Annotated in this window: 14 protein-coding genes; 4 read left to right on the forward strand and 10 right to left on the reverse strand. The window is 71.1% G+C overall.

The features are described 5' to 3' along the window. Positions 1 to 8: 8 nt before the first annotated feature. Positions 9 to 548: a gamma carbonic anhydrase family protein gene (locus tag JNB62_RS03935; RefSeq protein WP_220299577.1), complete on the reverse strand. Its 540-nt coding sequence runs from the start codon at positions 546 to 548 to the stop codon at positions 9 to 11. Beyond that, complete coding sequence (locus JNB62_RS03940; RefSeq protein WP_220299578.1) at positions 545 to 2,692, reverse strand: acyltransferase family protein; 2,148 nt, start codon at positions 2,690 to 2,692, stop codon at positions 545 to 547. Before JNB62_RS03940 ends, JNB62_RS03935 begins: the two co-directional genes overlap by 4 nt. 166 nt (positions 2,693 to 2,858) lie before the next feature. Here JNB62_RS03940 and JNB62_RS03945 point away from each other — a divergent pair, with 166 nt between their 5' ends. Beyond that, entirely contained in the window at positions 2,859 to 3,344 is a 486-nt protein-coding gene (locus JNB62_RS03945; RefSeq protein ID WP_220299579.1) for a Dps family protein, read from the forward strand. 45 nt (positions 3,345 to 3,389) lie between these two features. On the opposite strand, the gene JNB62_RS03950 is transcribed toward JNB62_RS03945, so the two are convergent. The 8 genes from JNB62_RS03950 to JNB62_RS03985 form a co-directional block, all read right to left on the reverse strand. Next, a complete protein-coding gene (locus JNB62_RS03950) occupies positions 3,390 to 4,064 on the reverse strand; it encodes a response regulator transcription factor (RefSeq protein ID WP_220299580.1) in 675 nt (224 codons plus the stop codon). A 20-nt stretch (positions 4,065 to 4,084) separates the two neighbouring features. Continuing rightward, on the reverse strand, positions 4,085 to 5,482 hold the full coding sequence (locus tag JNB62_RS03955; RefSeq protein WP_220299581.1) for a sensor histidine kinase: 1,398 nt from the start codon (positions 5,480 to 5,482) through the stop codon (positions 4,085 to 4,087). Then, entirely contained in the window at positions 5,463 to 7,043 is a 1,581-nt protein-coding gene (locus tag JNB62_RS03960) for a multicopper oxidase family protein (RefSeq protein WP_223230942.1), read from the reverse strand. Before JNB62_RS03960 ends, JNB62_RS03955 begins: the two co-directional genes overlap by 20 nt. A gap of 87 nt (positions 7,044 to 7,130) precedes the next feature. After that, complete coding sequence (locus JNB62_RS03965) at positions 7,131 to 8,645, reverse strand: amidohydrolase (RefSeq protein WP_220299582.1); 1,515 nt, start codon at positions 8,643 to 8,645, stop codon at positions 7,131 to 7,133. Further along, positions 8,642 to 9,283 (reverse strand): FMN-binding negative transcriptional regulator, encoded by a 642-nt coding sequence (locus JNB62_RS03970; protein ID WP_220299583.1) that lies wholly within the window; start codon positions 9,281 to 9,283, stop codon positions 8,642 to 8,644. Before JNB62_RS03970 ends, JNB62_RS03965 begins: the two co-directional genes overlap by 4 nt. A gap of 36 nt (positions 9,284 to 9,319) precedes the next feature. Continuing rightward, positions 9,320 to 10,318 (reverse strand): Fpg/Nei family DNA glycosylase, encoded by a 999-nt coding sequence (locus JNB62_RS03975; RefSeq protein WP_220299584.1) that lies wholly within the window; start codon positions 10,316 to 10,318, stop codon positions 9,320 to 9,322. 4 nt (positions 10,319 to 10,322) lie between these two features. Further along, entirely contained in the window at positions 10,323 to 10,868 is a 546-nt protein-coding gene (locus tag JNB62_RS03980) for a ribose-5-phosphate isomerase (protein WP_220299585.1), read from the reverse strand. Between the two features lie 81 nt (positions 10,869 to 10,949). Then, positions 10,950 to 12,149: a ferrochelatase gene (locus JNB62_RS03985; protein WP_220299586.1), complete on the reverse strand. Its 1,200-nt coding sequence runs from the start codon at positions 12,147 to 12,149 to the stop codon at positions 10,950 to 10,952. Positions 12,150 to 12,312: 163 nt separating this feature from the next. Between JNB62_RS03985 and pepN the strand changes: the two genes are divergently transcribed. The 3 genes from pepN to JNB62_RS04000 all read left to right on the forward strand — a co-directional run bounded on the left by pepN (position 12,313) and on the right by JNB62_RS04000 (position 16,736). Continuing rightward, complete coding sequence (pepN, locus tag JNB62_RS03990; protein WP_220299936.1) at positions 12,313 to 14,859, forward strand: aminopeptidase N; 2,547 nt, start codon at positions 12,313 to 12,315, stop codon at positions 14,857 to 14,859. A gap of 150 nt (positions 14,860 to 15,009) precedes the next feature. Continuing rightward, a complete protein-coding gene (locus tag JNB62_RS03995) occupies positions 15,010 to 15,921 on the forward strand; it encodes an ABC transporter ATP-binding protein (protein ID WP_220299587.1) in 912 nt (303 codons plus the stop codon). Next, positions 15,918 to 16,736, forward strand: coding sequence for an ABC transporter permease (locus tag JNB62_RS04000; protein ID WP_220299588.1), 819 nt, complete (start codon positions 15,918 to 15,920; stop codon positions 16,734 to 16,736). The genes JNB62_RS03995 and JNB62_RS04000 overlap by 4 nt, the downstream gene beginning before the upstream one ends.

A 16,736-nucleotide genomic window follows, 5' to 3' on the forward strand; every position in this document is an offset into this window, starting at 1 on the left:
GAGCGGGGTCAGGCGACGGAGATCGCGCTGCGGTGCTCCTCGACGTGCTGGAGGTAATGCTCCGCGTTGCGCACCAGTCCGGCGCGCTCCTCTTCGGTGAGCTCGCGTCGCACCTTGCCGGGAACCCCGGCGACGAGCGAGCCGTCGGGGATGTCGGATCCCTCGAGCACGACCGCGCCGCCGGCGATGAGGCAGCCGGCGCCGATCTTCGCCCCGTTGAGGATCACGGCCCCCATGCCGATGAGCGACCCGTCGCCGATCGTGCACCCGTGGACGACGGCGTTGTGGCCGACCGACACGTTCCGGCCGATCACGACGGGGCGACCGGCGTCGACGTGGACCGACACGTTGTCCTGCAGGTTGCTGTTCGCCCCCACCGTGATGGTGTCGCCGTCCGCGCGCAGCACGGCGTTGTACCAGACGCTCGCGCCGGGCCCGAGGGTCACTCCCCCGACCACCCGCGCGCCGGCCGCGACGAAGGACGTGGGATCGAGCTCGGGGGTCCTGCCCGCGGCGAAGAGGACCGATGCTCCCGATGCGACTGTCATGGTGCGACCCTACCGGCGAGGGCGGCCTGGATCGCCTCGGTGTACCAGGGGGCGAGGGTGTCGACGAAGGTCACCGTGAGGTGGTCCTGGTCGCGGTAGATGTTCGCGCCGCCCACGACGGGAGCGCACGTGTCGTCGCCGCAGAACACGTCGGTGAAGTCGAGCAGCGTCACCGTGTCGAGTCCGGTCGCGGCATCCCTCAGCGGATCGTCCTCGACGAGCACGTCGGACCGCGCGCCGTCGCACTCCGAGGCGTCGCGCGTGCGCAGGCACTTGTTGGGGTCGGTCTCCCACACCGGGTTGTCGACGACCGTGATGACGGGGATGCCGCGGTCGGTGACCGTGCTCCACGCGTCGCGGTAGCCGGCGACGGCGGCATCGTGCGCCGAGTCGAAGCCCGCCGACGAATACGGCGTGTTGGCGATGGCCGCGGTGAAGACGACGTCGAGGTCGGTGTCGTCGATCGCGCGCTGCACGCCCTCGCGCCAGTCGGAGCACGCGGCCCCGAACGCGCCGGGCGTCGACAGCGGCGTCGTGTTCCACGGGCAGGCGCCCTTGAACCACGTGACCAGATGCCAGCCGTTCTCGTCGGCCATGCGCTGGAACGTCGGCAGGAGCTGGTACGCGTGGCTGTCGCCGATGAGCGCGACCTGCGGCGCGTCGGGATCGTCCGAGCCGAAGTGGCACGACACGGGACGCGAGTCGGTGAGCTGCACGAAGCACTGCGGATGCTCGGGCCGGTCGATGCCGGCGAACCCGGGGGCGGGCAGGATCGTGTCGCCGAAGTCCGCGCCCGCGCACGATGGATCGAGGACGGATGCCGCACCGAAGCACTCGGGCGGGTTCTGCTGCAGCTCGGCGATGTCGCGCGTGCCCTGGTTGTACAGCGGCGCGTTGACGAACCACGCCATGCCCGCCACGAGGACCACGACGACCATCGCGCCGAGCGACGACCACAGGGTCACGCGCGCGGGCCGGGACGTGAGCACCTTCCAGCCCCGGACCGGGTCCTCGACGAAGCGCTTGGTGAGCCACGCCAGCACGAAGCACAGCACCAGCAGCGCCACGCGGTGGTAGATCGTGAGGCCCCAGAACGGCACGGAGGGGGCGATGATGATGAGCGGCCAGTGCCACAGGTAGAGCGAGTACGAGATGTCGCCGACGAACTGCGCGGGGCGGATCGACAGGATGCGCGTGGGGTACCACCAGCGGTCGCTGTTGGACGCGGCGATGACGGCGGCGGCGCCGAGCGTCGGCAGCGCGGCCATGTAGCCGGGGAACGGCGTCTGACCGTCGAACGTGAACGTCACGTACACGAGCAGCAGGATGCCGGCCCACCCGAGCACGAAGCTGCCGATGGCGTTGCGGATCCGCAGCATCGGCACGAGGGCGATCATCGCGCCGACGCCGAACTGCCACATGCGGCCGAAGGTGACGAAGTACGCGGGTGCGGGGTTCGTGATCGTGAAGACGACGCAGAACGCGAACGACACCACCGTGACGATGCCCAGCGCGACGAGGATGGCGCGGCGGCGCGCGCCGCGGAAGAACTTCACGCCGATCCATGCCGCGAGCAGCATGATGAGCGGCCACATCACGTAGAACTGCTCTTCCAGAGACAGCGACCAGTAGTGCTGGACGGTCGTCGGCGAGCCGGAGTGGTTGAGGTAGTCGGCCGAGTTGAGGGCGAGGTACCAGTTCTCGACATAGAACGTCGACGACAGGATCTCGCGCACCTCGTTGGGCAGAGCGGAGGTCGGCATGAGGTACGGCGACATCACGACGACGGCGCAGAACAGCAGGACGAGAAGGGATGCCGGCAGCAGACGCCGCGCGCGACGGGCCCAGAACTGCCCGAGCTTGACGGTTCCCGTCGCCGTCACCTCGCGCATGAGGTGCGACGTGATGAGGAAGCCCGAGATCACGAAGAAGATGTCGACGCCGATGTAGCCGCCCGTGATGCGTCCCGGCCAGAAGTGGTAGAGCACGACGCACAGCACGGCGATGGCGCGCAGGCCCTGCACGTGCGGGAGGAAGCGCGAGGGCTCGGCGTGTTCGGGCGAGCGGTCGTCGGGCTCTCGGGTCACCGTCTTGGCGGGTACGCCGAGATGCTGCGGTCCGAGGTCGTGATCTGCGGAAGGCACGCATCGACGTTAGCCGCTTCGCGCCTCGAGGCCTGCACCGACGGCTCGGAACACGGGATTAGCCCAGCCTTCTCTTGCTTGCGGAATGACGGCGCGTGAGTAGCGTTGCAGTCACTGGAGGACGACCGCCCGATCGGCGGCACTCCGCACGATGGAGGCGAGAGACATGACAGACACGAAGACCGTTCCCGCAACCGCCGCGAACCCCGACGTCGCCGCAGCGACCGCACAGTTCCTCACTCCCGTGGTCCTGGGACTCCAGGGACTCGCCGTCAACGGCAAGCAGGCGCACTGGAACGTGCGCGGAGCGAACTTCATCGCGATCCACGAGCTGCTCGACTCGGTGGTCGCCAACGCCCAGGCCGGTGCCGACCAGGCCGCCGAGCGGATCGTCGCGCTCGGCCTCCCGATCGACGCCCGCGTGGCGACGGTCGCCGAGAAGACGCCGGCGACGGCGGTCCCCGCAGGCTTCACGCAGTGGGACGCGCTCATCCGCAACGTGATCACCGACATGGACGCCGTCATCGCGGACGTCCAGGCGGCCATCGACGGACTGGACGAGTTCGACCTCACCAGCCAGGACATCGCGATCGGCATCAAGGAGACGCTCGAGAAGGACCGCTGGTTCCTCTTCGCGCACCTCGCCGAGTGACGTCGGCCGCTCGTTCCTCGCTCGCTCAACGAACAGTGCCCGACCTCACGCGCTCTGCAGGAACGCGAGCACCGCGAGCACCCTGCGGTGCTCGGTGCCCGACTCCTCCAGGCCGAGCTTCGCGAAGATGGCGCTGATGTTCTTCTCGACCGCGCCGACGCCGATGAACAGCCGCTGAGCGATGCTCGCGTTGCTGCGGCCTTCGGCCATGAGCGTCAGCACGTCGCGCTCGCGGGGGGTCAGCGTCGACAGCGGATCGGGCCGGGCGGACAGGAGTCCCTGCACCACGAGCGGATCGAGCACCGTGCCGCGCTCGCGCACGCGCCGGACGGCATCCGAGAACTCCTCCAGGGACGTCACCCGGTCCTTGAGGAGGTACCCGACGCCTCCTTCGCCGCCGGCGAGCAGCTCACGCGCGTACACGCCCTCGACGTACTGGCTCAGCACCAGGATGCCCACCCCGGGCAGCTCGGCGCGCAGCGCGAGCGCCGCTTTGATCCCCTCGTCGCGGAAGCCGGGGGGCAGCCGGACGTCGAGGATCGCGACGTCCGCCCGCGCCTCGCGCACGCGCGCGACGACGTCCTCGGCGTCGCCCCACGCGCCCGCCGTCGTGTAGCCGGCTTCATCGAACAGCCGCACGAGCCCCTCGCGGAGGAGGACGGAGTCCTCGAACAGGACGACGCGGAGTGCGGAGGGATCTGACGAGGACGAGACGGCCATCCCCTCAGGATAGGGATCCGTCACGGCGCGACCGTCAGCGGGATGTGCGCGCCGACGGACGTCGGTCCGCCCACGGGGCTCTCGATGACGAGGAGCCCGCGCAGGCCCGCCACGCGCTCGCGCAGCCCGGCGAGGCCGTGCCCCGTGCTGAGCACGGCTCCCCCGCGGCCGTTGTCGACGAGCCACACGTCGAGGTGGGTGGGCGCGCCCTCCGCCGAACGGCGCAGTGTCGCGCGCAGCGTCGCCGCGGTCGCGCCGGAGTGCTTGACGACGTTCGTCATGAGCTCGGCCACGACGAAGTACACCGTGCGGGCGACCTCCTGGCTGACCGCCCGGTCGATGGCGGGGTCGACTTCGACCTGGACCCACAGCGGCGAGCTGGTCGCGAGCGCGTCCAGCGCTGCCGCGAGGCCGCGGTCCTGCAGGAGGGGCGGCGCGACGCCGCTCGACAGGGCCCGCAGCTCGTCGAGGGCGGCCTTCGCGTGACCGCGTGCCTCGCGGGCGAGCTCGGCGGCGGCATCCGCGTCGCCGGCTTCGGCGCGGCGCTCGAGGGCGGCGAGATCCATCTGCAGGCGCACCAGGCGCTGCTGCGGACCGTCGTGGATGTCGCGCTCGAGGCGGCGCAGGGCGACGTCCTCGGCGTGCACGGCCGCACCGCGCGCGGCGGCCTCGGCCCGCACTTCCGCGGCCAGCTCGTCGGAGCTCCAGCGACCGAGCATCGCCTCGGCGACGGCGTGGTGACCGCGCGCGAGCCCACCCAGCACCCACGGCATCGTGAAGGTGAACAGGATGCCGGCCACCAGGTAGAGGACGACCTCGACCGCCCACGCGTCCCAGCCTCCGAACAGCCACGGCACGGCGCCGGAGACGTACTGACCCCAGTCGCCGTTGTCGGCGCCGCTGGGGAGGAACACGCCCCAGAACCAGTAGGTGAGACCGCCGAGTCCGACACTCAGCCACACCGTCGTGAGGGCGAACGAGATCGTGCTGATGATGGGCGTGACGATCATGCCGTGCACGAGGTAGGCCCAGTAGTGCGCGTTGCGCAGCGGCCGCGTGAGCGTCGCCCAGAACCCCGTGCTGTCGGGAGCGTCGCGGTTCCACTCGGGCTCGTCGATCGTGCGCAGACCCGTGAGCTGCAGCATGAAGCGGTCGGCGACGCCGAGGCCGCGCGCGATGAGCAGCGTCAGCACCATGAGCGGCAGACCGATGACGAGCACCAGCAGCCCCACGCTCGTCCAGAACAGTGAGGCCAGCAGCGTCACCGAGATCATCGCGAGGACGAAGACGGCGAGCAGATACAGGGCGCTGCCCGGCGTGCGCACCCAGGCGCGTCCGTAGGACGCCCAGAAGCCGGCGGCGCCCGCGGGACGCGTGTCGGGACCCGCCTGGGGCAGGTCAGTGGTCGTTGTGGTCATCGGTGTCTCCCTCGGGACGCGTCAGCGCGGGCTGCTGGCCCGGCTCGACGACCAGGAACTGTCCCATCATGCCCTGGTCTTCGTGCCACAGCAGGTGGCAGTGGTACATGTACGGCGTGGTCGGATCGGCGTAGTCGTCGAACCTCACGAGCAGGCGGTACTCGCGGCCGCCTTCGAGTGCGATGGTGTCCTTGTAGCCGGCGAGCCGAGCCGGCGGGGGTGAGCCGTCGATGCTCAGGATGCGGTACTGCATGTCGTGCACGTGGAACGAGTGCGGCAGCGGGTTGTCGTTGCGGACCGTCCACACCTCGCTCGTATCGACGGTGGCGACGACGTCGGCGCGGCCGAGGTCCATCTGCGCGTCGTTGATGTTGTGCCCCGACATCACGAAGGTGCGCTCGGCCACGGCGCCTGTCGCGTCCGGCGCCGGGACTTCGGCCAGATGAGCCGGCACGTCGGGCGAGTCGGTGAGGGATGCCGCGGCCCTCAGCTCCAGCACGTCGAACTCGGCAGAGCCGGCGTGCAGAGCCGGGTCGGGCGCCGTGGAGCGCAGCGCGATCCTCTCCCCCGGTGCGAGCGACACGACGATCTCGGCACGCTCGCCCGGAGAGAGCGGAACGCCGGTCGCCGCCACCGGCGCCTCGAGCAGGCCGCCGTCCGTGCCGATGAGATCGAACTCTCGGCCGTCGGCGAACCCGAAGTCGTACATGCGCGCGCTCGAGCCGTTGAGCAGACGCAGTCGCACCTTCTCGGTCGTCACGTCGAGGTACGGCGCGGTCGTGCCGTTCACGAGGATCGTGTCGCCCAGCACGCCGTCGAACTGCATGCCCAGACCGCCGGCGAACGAGCCGTCGGCGTTGAAGGAGCGGTCCTGCACGATGAGCGGGAAGTCGTCGACGCCGTAGTCCCGCGGCAGCGGGAGCGCACCCTCTTCGTCGTCGCGCACGAGGAACATGCCGGCGAGCCCGGCGTCGACCTGCTCGCGCGTGCGTCCGTGGAGGTGCGGGTGGTACCACAGCGTCGCGGCGGGCTGATCGACGGTCCACTGCGGCTGCCAGAGCGCACCCGCGGCGATGGAGGTGTGCGGACCGCCGTCCATCGCCGCCGGAAGGTGCATGCCGTGCCAGTGGACGGTCGTCGTGTCGGGGAGGTCGTTGGTCACATCCACGCGCACGCGCTCGCCGCGCGAGGCGACCAGGGTCGGGCCGAGGTACGAGCCGTCGTAGCCGAGCGTCGGCGTGTCGCCCTCCGGGACGAAGGACGTGCGGCCCTGCTGGGCCGTCAGCGAAAAGACGCGCACACCGTCCTCCAGGTGGGATTCGGCGAGCGGCGGCACGGCCAGCGGGTTCTCGAACCGCACGCTGCCGGCTGCCGGCGGCGTCGGCCGCACGGCATTCGTGGCGAACCAGACGCCGCCGGCCCCGATGAGCAGCGCGATGACGGCCAGCGGCGCCACGATGAGCCCGACCACGAGTCCGCGCCGGCGGCGGCGGGGCATGGCGGGAACGGCCGGCATCGCACCCGGAGGGGGCGGAGGCGGTGGGGGCACTTCAGAAGTCATGCCTCCAGCCTCGCGACGGCCGTGGCGTGACGGCATCCGACGCTCTCCCGAACCTCTACGGGGGCAGACCCCCGTGCCGGTCTCGGGTCAGGCCACGTGGGTGAGGCGTCCCGCGACCAACGTCGCCGACACGCGCATGCCGCGCAGCGTGGACTCGTCCGCCGCCAGCGGGTCGTGCTCGCACACGGTGAGGTCGGCCACGTCGCCCGGCTGCACGCGCGCCGCGACCGCGGAACCGCCGCGAGTGGATGCCGCGAGCGCCGTCGCCGCGTCCACCCGCTGCTGCGGCTGCCACGGCTCGCGTCCGTCGCGCGTGCGGAAGACCGCGGACGCCATCGCCGCCCATGGGTCGAGAGGCGCGACGGGAGCGTCGGACCCGAACAGCAGGTTCGCCCCGGTGTCGGCCAGCGTGCGAAGCGGGTAGGGCTGCGCGGTCTGCTCCCCCCAGACGGTGTCGGTCAGGTCGCGGTCGTCGAGCGCATGCTCGGGCTGCACGCTGGCACCGACGCCCAGCCGCCCGAACCGCGGGATGTCGGCGTGCGCGACGAGCTGGGCGTGCTCGATCGTCCCCCACGCCCCGGTCGCCGCGAACGCCTCCAGCGCGTGCGAGTTCGCGACGTCGCCGATCGCGTGGATCGCGGAGGCGATGCCGGCGCCGGTCGCGCGGGTCATGAGCTCGACGAGCGTCGCGAGGTCGACGGTGAGCATTCCGTGATTGTGCGCGTCGCCCGGGTAATGGTGCGAGCAGGCGGCGGTGCGGGTGCCCAGCGATCCGTCGGTGATCACCTTGAGCGCCCCCACGCGGACGAGGTCGGATGCCGCGCCGTCGGCTCCATGGAGCGCGTCGCCGGTCTGCAGCCCCTCCGAGATCGCCCGCTCGAGGAACTCCGGGTAGATGCCGTATGAGACCCGCAGCGCGTCGAACCCGGCGGCGAGCCTGCGTCTCCACGCCTCGTCGTTCCACGCCATGTCGAAGTCGACGAGCCCGGTGACACCTCGGGCGGCGGCATCCTGCGCCATCCGGGCCACGAGCGGATCCGAGACCGTCGCGTCCACGGCGTTCAGGCGTCGCGAGATCTCGAACGCGGGCTCTTCGCGCAGCAGGCCCGAGCCGTCGGGCTCGAAGCCCTCGCGCCGCAGCGCCGCGGAGTTGAGCCACACGCTGTGCACGTCGGCGTTGATGAGATATGTGGGCACCTCGCCGGTGGCGGCGTCCAGCACGGCGAGATCGGGCGCGTCCGCCCAGAACGCATCGCGGAACCCGCTGCCGATGCGGCGTCCGTCGGCGAGGACCGGTGCACCGGCCATGACGGCGGCTGCCTGCGCTGCCGATGCGGCCTCGCCGAGCGGCGTGCGCTGCGCCGACAGCGCCCACTGCACGACGTGGACGTGGTGGTCCCACAGGCCGGGGATCACGCGCCCGCCCTCCGCGTCGACGACGAGACCGCGGTGCGGCAGGGCACCCGCGGGGGCGATGTCGACGACGACTCCGTCGGCCAGGTGCACGTCGACGGGCTCGTCGGCGAACGGGTCCGTGCGCTCCGAGCCGGTCAGCCGCGCATTCGCGATGATGTCGGGCTCGTCGCCGCGTGCGGCCGTCACCGGGCAGCCCGGCGGGTGTCGAAGTCGCGGCGCATCTCGCCCGCCAGCCGCGGATCGGCGTACGGACTGGCGCCGGCCTCGAGCTCGGCGATCACCGTCTCGACGATCTCGTCGGACTTGTTCTGGCTGAGCTTGCGCTTGCCGACGACCTTGGTGGGTGTGAGGCGGAACCCGACGGTGCCGCGCTCGAGGCGGCGCACGAAGTCGGGATCGTTGGGCGGCTGCCACATCAGGCGGGGCTGCGGCATCCCGCTCTCGAACCGCGCCACCAGCCGCTCGAGCACCTCGAGGTTCTCTTCGGGGGTCAGCAGCTCGGGGACGCCGCTCAGGTGCGCCGACACGAAGTTCCAGGTCGGCACGCTCTGCACGTCGCCGTACCATCCCGGCGAGACGTACCCGTGGGGCCCCTGCACCACCACCAGCAGCTCGCGCTCGCCGAGCCCGTGCACGAGGTCGTCGGGCTTGCCCACGTGCCCCACGATCGTGAGATCGTCCCGCGTCTCGTCGAGGAGCACCGCGTAGTGCGAGGCGACCAGCCCCTGGTCGGTCGCGCTGACGATCGTGACCCACGGGTTCTGGTCGATCAGCCGGCGGATCTCGCCGACATCGGTCATCGCGAAGCTCGGGTTCTGGCGCATGCGATCAGCCTATTCGGGCTCGCGGATCCGAACGCGTCAGGCCTGGCAGGAGGGGCACCAGTAGAGCTTGCGTCCCGCCGCCTCCTCGACCACGACCGTCGTGCCGCACACGCGGCACGGCAGACCGGCGCGGTGATAGACCCAGTGCCGGTCGTCGCGGCTGGCCATCGCCCTGCGGTACGACTCGGGGTCGAGATCGTCCATGGTCATCATCTGGCCGGTCTCGACGCCGATGGCCAGCAGCCGCACCCAGTCGCGCCACAGCCCGCGCACGACCTCCTCCGGCACATCGCGGCCAGGGGTGTGCGGATTCTGACGGGCCCGGAACAGCAGCTCCGCGCGGTACACGTTGCCGATGCCGCTCACGACGTTCTGGTCCATGAGGAGCAGGCCGATCGACGTCGGCTTGCGGCGCACCACGGCCGTGAAGCGCTCCTCGCCCTCGGACACGTCGTCCACGAGCGGGTCGGGACCGAGCTTGGCGATCGTCGCCGCGACCTCGTCCGGCGTCTGCAGCTCGCACGCGGTGGGACCCCGCAGGTCGGCGCACGTCGCCTCGGTGAGCAGGCGCAGGCGCACCTGGCCGACGACCGGCGGCGGCCACTCGTCACCTTCGTCGGCGAGGCCCGTCGTCTGCTCCGACATGCGCACATGCACGCGCGCGCGGCGCGGGGCGCCGATCGAGGTCAGCGAGTTCTCGCCCGCGGCGTCCCGGATCGGCTCGCCGAGATCGGTGCCGCGCTGGTTGGTCTGCCCCATGCGCCCGTTGGCCGAGGCGATCGTGGGGTCCACCAGGATCTCGCCCGCGAAGTCCCACGCCCCGTACATGCCGAGGTGCACGCGCAGCCAGAGGTCGTCGTCGAACTCGAGGAACATCTGCTTGCCGACCGCCCGCACCGCGGTGGCGGTCCGCCCGCTCAGCATCGCCGCGCCCTCGGCGAAGCGCCCCTGCGGACTGGACGCCGTCACCGCGCGCCCGACGAAGTTGCGGTCGAACTGGCGGGCGATGCGGTGGACGGAGTGGCCCTCGGGCATGCGGTCAGCCGGCCTCGGGATCGAACGAGCTGTCGTCCGCCGCCAGGACGTCCGGCTGCGCCGCCGTCGCGCGAGGGTCGGGCAGCAGCGATCCGTCCTGCTCGTACGCGGCGAGCTGCGCGATGCGGCGCGCGTGGCGCTCCTCGCCCGAGAACGGCGTCGCGATGAACCGGTCGATGAAGCTCGCGGCCTCGTCGAAGGTGTGCTGACGGGCGCCGATGGCGATCACGTTCGCGTCGTTGTGCTCGCGCGCCAGCTCGGCCGTCGCGATGCTCCACACGAGCGCCGCACGGGCGCCCTGCACCTTGTTGGCCGCGATCTGCTCGCCGTTCCCCGATCCTCCGAACACGACGCCCAGCGTCTCGATGCCCGCCGCCTGGTCGCGCACGACGGCCTGCGCCGCGCGGATGCAGAAGGCCGGGTAGTCGTCGAGCGGGTCGTACTCGAGGGGGCCGTGGTCGACGACCTCGTGCCCCGCGGCGGCGAGATGGTGCTGCAGCTGCGTCGAGAACTCGAGGCCGGCGTGGTCGGTCGCGATATGGATGCGCATGGGCTCAATCCTAGAGAGGGGACGGGCAGGCGGACGGCGGATGCCGGGCCGCCGGCATCCACTCTCGCCGGGTCGTGCTGATCAGGGTGCGATGCCGGCGGCCGCCGGCTTGAAGCCGGCCCGCACATTCTCGCAGCAGGCCGGGCGGCACACGTCGAACCATGGGCCGAGACCGGTCTCGTGGGGGCGCTCGGCGGCCGGCGTTCCCTTGAGCCGCTCCTCGACGAGGTCGACCAGGCCCGAGACGAACACCGGGTCGACGCCGGGGGTGGGCGTGCGGACCGCGCGGATGCCGACCTCTTGCGCCGCCTCCATCGCCTCGGTGTCGAGGTCCCAGAGCACCTCCATGTGGTCGCTCATGAAGCCCACGGGCACGATGGCGATCGCCTGGATGCCGGCGGCCGGGAGCTCGGCGATGACGTCGTTGACGTCGGGCTCCAGCCAGGGCTGGCTGGCGGGGCCGGAGCGGGACTGGTAGACGAGCTCCCAGCCGATGCGCTCGGCGCCCGCGACCTCGGCCGCGACGGCCGCCATGACGACCTCCGCCACCGCGAGATGCTGCGCCGCGTAGGCGCCGCCCTCGCCGAGGTCACGATGCAGCTCGTCGCCCTCGCGCGGACCCGAGCGCTCGGCGTCGGCGGTCGGGATGCTGTGCGTCGAGAAGAGCACGCGCACGCTCTCTGGGGCGATGCCATCGGCGAGGAAGCCCGCGACCGCCTCGCGCACGCCGTCGATGAAGGGCTGCACGAATCCGGGGTGGTCGAAGAACTGGCGCACCTTGTCGATCGTCACGGTTCCCGCGAGGCCGGTCTCGGTGAGCACCCGGGCGAAGTCCTCGCGATACTGCCGGCAGCTCGAGAACGACGAGTAGGCGCTGGTCGCGAGCGCCAGGAGGTTCGTGTCGCCGGCGTCGGCGGCATCCCTCACCGCCTCGTCGAGGTACGGCGACCAGTTGCGGTTGCCCCAGTACACCGGCAGGTCGATGCCCCGGCGCGCGAGCTCGCCCTCCAGGGCCGCCTTGAGCGCGCGGTTCTGGGCGTTGATGGGGCTCACGCCGTCGAAGTGGCGGTAGTGGTGCGCTACCTCTTCGAGCCGCTCGTCCGGGATGCCGCGGCCGCGCGTGACATTGCGCAGGAACGGGATGACGTCGTCCTGACCCTCGGGTCCGCCGAAGCCCGCGAGCAGGATGCCGTCGTACGCGACAGGCTGCTCCACGAACGGAGCGCCCGCAGCGGCGGCAGGAGAGGCGAACGGGACGAGGGGCTGTTCGGCAGGGCTCACCCCTCCATCCTGACACCGCAGCCGGCCCGCCGCCGCCGTGTGCGACGCGATCTCGCGCCGGATCTGGCGTTACGCAAGGCCTCGCGTAGGCTGGGACGGTTGTCGTCGGCGCCAGCAGCGTGGACGACCGCGTTCGCCATCCTCACCCATGGGAGCCACAGCAGTGCCTGGAGAGAACCTCACCCGCATCGAGGCGCAGGAGCGCCGCGCGATCGTCGACACGCAGTCGTACGAGGTCGCACTCGACCTGATGAAGGGCGCCGAGGTCTTCGGATCCCGGACGGTCGTGCGGTTCACCGCGACGCCCGGCGCCTCGACGTTCATCGACCTCATCGCCCGCGAAGTGCGCGAGATCACGCTCAACGGCCGGTCGATCGACCCCGCCTCGGCGTTCGCCGACTCGCGCATCGCGCTGGACGACCTCGCCGCAGACAACGAGCTCGTGATCGACGCCGACTGCCTCTACACCAACACCGGCGAGGGCCTGCACCGCTTCGTCGACCCCGTCGACGGCGAGGTGTACCTGTACTCGCAGTTCGAGGTGCCCGACTCGCGCCGCATGTTCGCCGTGTTCGAGCAGCCCGACCTCAAGGCCACGTTCCAGTTCACCGTCACGGCTCCCGAGCCGTGGAAGGTCGTCTCGAACTCCCCCACGCCCGACCCGAAGAAGCACGGCGACGGCAGCGCGACGTGGACCTTCGAGGCCACCCCGCGCATCTCGTCGTACATCACCGCGCTCATCGCGGGCCCGTACGAGGCCACCTTCTCAGAGCTCACGAGCGCCTCGGGTCGCGTCATCCCGCTCGGCGTCTACGGCCGCAGGAGCCTGTGGCAGTTCCTCGACGCGGACTACATCTTCGACAAGACGCGTCAGGGCTTCGCGTACTTCGAGGAGAAGTTCGACTTCCCGTACCCGTTCGCGAAGTACGACCAGCTCTTCGTGCCGGAGTTCAACGCGGGCGCCATGGAGAACGCGGGCGCGGTCACGTTCACCGAGACCTACGTCTTCCGCTCCAAGGTCACCGACGCCGTCAAGGAGCGCCGCGTCGTCACCATCCTGCACGAGCTCGCCCACATGTGGTTCGGCGACCTCGTCACCATGAAGTGGTGGAACGACCTGTGGCTGAACGAGTCGTTCGCCGAGTGGGCGTCGACCATCGCCACGGCCGAGGCCACCGAGTGGACCGAGGCGTGGACGACCTTCAACGCGATGGAGAAGACCTGGGCCTACCGCCAGGACCAGCTTCCCTCGACCCACCCGGTCGTCGCCCAGATCAACGACCTCGAAGACGTCCAGGTGAACTTCGACGGCATCACCTATGCCAAGGGCGGCTCGGTGCTCAAGCAGCTCGCCGCGTGGGTCGGCATCGAGGCGTTCTTCGGCGGCGTCGCGGCGTACTTCAAGAAGCACCAGTGGTCGAACACCGAGCTGTCGGACCTGCTGTCGGAGCTGGAGGTCACGAGCGGCCGTGAGCTGTCGACGTGGTCGAAGAAGTGGCTCGAGACCGCGGGCGTGAACACCCTCGCACCCGAGATCGTCACCGACGTCGACGGCACGATCACGCGCTTCGCGATCGTGCAGACGGCGCCGGCCGACTACCCGACGATCCGTCCGCACCGCCTCGGCGTCGGGTTCTACGACCTCCAGGGCGACGCGCTCGTGCGCGTGCACCACGTCGAGCTCGATGTCGACGGCGACCTCACCGAGGTGCCCGAGCTCAAGGGTCTCGCCCGGCCCGCGCTCGTGCTGCTGAACGACGAAGACCTCGCGTACGCGAAGATCCGGCTCGACGCGCAGTCCCTGCAGACGGCCATCGACCACCTCGGCAAGATCAGCGACCCGCTCGCGCGCTCGCTGGTGTGGGGCGCCGCGTGGGACCAGACCCGCGACGCCGAGGCATCCGCATCCGACTACGTCGACCTCGTGCTGCGCAACATCGGCGCCGAGACCGAGTCGACCACGGTGCGCACGACGCTCGGCCAGCTGCAGCTCGCCGCGAACTCGTACGTCGCCCCCGACAGGCGCGACGCGACGCGGGCCAAGGTCGCCGATGCCCTGTGGGACCTCGCCCGGTCGGCCGAGGCGGGCAGCGACAGCCAGCTGCAGTTCGTGACGGCGTTCGCGTCGGCTGCGGCGACCGCCGACCAGTGGAGCAAGGTGCGTGCCGTCCGCGACGGCGTCGAGACCTTCGACGGCCTCGAGGTCGACACCGACCTGTCGTGGCAGCTGCTCGTGTCGCTCGCCGCCGGCGGCGTCGTCACCGCGGCCGACATCGACGCGGCGCTCGAAGCCGACAACACCGCGAAGGGCGGCGAGTTCGCCGCGCAGGCGAAGGCGGCATTGCCGTCGGCCGAGGCGAAGGACGCCGCATGGGCGTCGCTCGTCGAGCGCGACGACCAGCCCAACACCATCGTGCGCTCCGCTGCGGCGGGCTTCGTGCACCCGGCCAGCCGCGACCTGCTGGGCGACTACGTGGCGCGGTACTTCGACGCGCTGCTGCCGATCTGGAACTCGCGCACCTACCAGATCGCGCAGTACCTGATCGTGGGCCTGTACCCGTCGCCGCTGGCCGACGTCGCGCTGCGCGACGCCACGCGTGCCTGGCTCGAGGCGAACGCCGACGCCGCACCCGCACTGCGCCGCCTCGTCGCCGAGAACCTCGCCGGCGTCGAGCGCGCGCTCGCCGTCCAGGACCGCGACGCCCAGTAGCCCGCACTCCTGAATCGAGGGATGCCTCGGTCCTGCCCACGCGCAGGGCCGGGGCATCCTCGCATTCGGCACCGCGGTACCACGCCGAGAGCGGCGCGTCATCCTGGGGGCCGATGTGAGCGGCGGGGGCCGCCGCATAGCGTCGGATGCATGATCGTTGCAGAACAGCTCACCAAGAGGTTCGGAGACAAGACGGCGGTCGACGGCGTCTCGTTCACCGTCCAGCCGGGCAAGGTGACCGGCTTCCTCGGCCCGAACGGGGCCGGCAAGTCCACGACGATGCGGATGATCGTCGGACTCGACCGTCCGACGTCGGGACGCACCACCGTCGCCGGCAGGGACTACCGCGCGCTGCGCGCGCCGCTGACCGAGGTGGGCGTGCTCCTCGACGCCAAGGCCGTGCACACCGGCCGCACCGCCCGCAACCATCTGCGGGCGATGGCCGCGACCCACGGCATCCCGCGCTCCCGTGTCGACGAGGTGATCGAGATCACCGGCCTTCAGTCCGTCGCCGGCAAGCGTGCCGGGAAGTTCTCGCTCGGGATGGGACAGCGGCTCGGCATCGCGTCGGCGCTGCTGGGCGACCCGCACACGCTCATCCTGGACGAGCCCGTCAACGGACTCGACCCGGAAGGCGTGCGCTGGGTGCGGGAGTTCGTGCGCCACGCCGCGGACGAGGGCCGCACCGTCCTGCTGTCGAGCCACCTCATGAGCGAGATGGCGCAGACGGCCGACCACATCGTGGTGCTGGGGCGCGGTCGTGTGCTCGCCGACGCGGCGCTGGACGACCTCGTGCGCGCGTGGACGACCAACACCACCCGCGTTCGCAGCCCGCGCGCCGCCGACCTCGCGGGGCTCGTCGCGGGCCCGGACGTCCGCATCACGAGCACGACCCCCGGCCGCCTCGACATCGAAGGGCTGACCGCAGACGTCGTGGGCGACACGGCAGCGGCCCACGGCATCCCGATCCACGAACTGACGACCACGACAGGCTCCCTCGAGCAGGCGTACCTCGCACTCACCGAGAGCGCGGTCGAGTACAAGACCAAGGAGATCGCATGACCACCGTGACGCAGACCCCCGCTCCCGTGCCGGCGGTGCCCACCCGCGTCGCCGACTCGCCCTACCGTCTGAGCTTCGGCCACCTGCTGCGGAGCGAGTGGATCAAGATCACCTCGGTCCGCTCGACGTGGTGGTCGCTCGGCGTCGCCGCGGCGCTCTCGGTGGCGATCTCGATGATGATCGCGGGCGCTTCGTCGAGCTTCGGCCCGGGCTTCCCCGCCGTCAGCGCGATCCTGATGCCCACGCAGTTCACCATGCTCGTGGCGGGAATCCTGGGCGCGATCGTGATCACCGGCGAGTATTCCACCGGGATGATCCGCTCGAGCCTCACGGCGGAGCCCCGTCGCGGCGCCGTCCTGGCCGCCAAGGCCACCGTGGTGGCGGTGCTGATGGCGGTCGTCACGGCCGTCACGTACGCGATCTCGATCGCGGCCACCGCTCCCCTGCTGACCGAGGGCATCGACTGGTCCGAGCCGTCGCTCGCGATCGTCCCGCTCGCCTACGGCGTGCTGTCGATGGTCGTGTTCACGCTCATCGGACTCGGCTTCGGGTTCATCGTCCGCAACGGCGCCGGCGCGATCGCCGCGACCGTGGGCGTGCTCTTCGTGCTGCCGATCGTGGTGCAGATGTTCGCCATGGCCGGAGAGGGCTGGCGCTGGATCGTCGACCTCGGTCAGTACCTCCCGATGAACGCGGCATCGACGCTGACCTCGCCGGGCGGCGACGACATCGTGCCGGCGCTGCTCGCCCTCATCGGCTGGACCGTCGTCCCCCTGGTGATCGGCTGGGGCGTCCTGCGCACGCGTGACGCGTAG

Source organism: Microbacterium jejuense, assembly GCF_019511665.1.
GTDB classification, from domain to species: Bacteria; Actinomycetota; Actinomycetes; order Actinomycetales; family Microbacteriaceae; genus Microbacterium; species Microbacterium jejuense_A.

Excerpts from the sequence above, each read along its gene's own strand:
- JNB62_RS03960 (WP_223230942.1), bottom strand. The coding sequence starts at position 7,043 with ATGACTTCTGAAGTGCCCCCACCGCCTCCGCCCCCTCCGGGTGCGATG.
- JNB62_RS03970 (WP_220299583.1), bottom strand. The coding sequence starts at position 9,283 with ATGCGCCAGAACCCGAGCTTCGCGATGACCGATGTCGGCGAGATCCGC.
- JNB62_RS03995 (WP_220299587.1), top strand. The coding sequence starts at position 15,010 with ATGATCGTTGCAGAACAGCTCACCAAGAGGTTCGGAGACAAGACGGCG.
- JNB62_RS03945 (WP_220299579.1), top strand. The coding sequence starts at position 2,859 with ATGACAGACACGAAGACCGTTCCCGCAACCGCCGCGAACCCCGACGTC.
- JNB62_RS03980 (WP_220299585.1), bottom strand. The coding sequence starts at position 10,868 with ATGCGCATCCATATCGCGACCGACCACGCCGGCCTCGAGTTCTCGACG.
- JNB62_RS03935 (WP_220299577.1), bottom strand. The coding sequence starts at position 548 with ATGACAGTCGCATCGGGAGCATCGGTCCTCTTCGCCGCGGGCAGGACC.
- JNB62_RS03955 (WP_220299581.1), bottom strand. The coding sequence starts at position 5,482 with ATGACCACAACGACCACTGACCTGCCCCAGGCGGGTCCCGACACGCGT.
- JNB62_RS03975 (WP_220299584.1), bottom strand. The coding sequence starts at position 10,318 with ATGCCCGAGGGCCACTCCGTCCACCGCATCGCCCGCCAGTTCGACCGC.
- JNB62_RS03950 (WP_220299580.1), bottom strand. The coding sequence starts at position 4,064 with ATGGCCGTCTCGTCCTCGTCAGATCCCTCCGCACTCCGCGTCGTCCTG.
- JNB62_RS04000 (WP_220299588.1), top strand. The coding sequence starts at position 15,918 with ATGACCACCGTGACGCAGACCCCCGCTCCCGTGCCGGCGGTGCCCACC.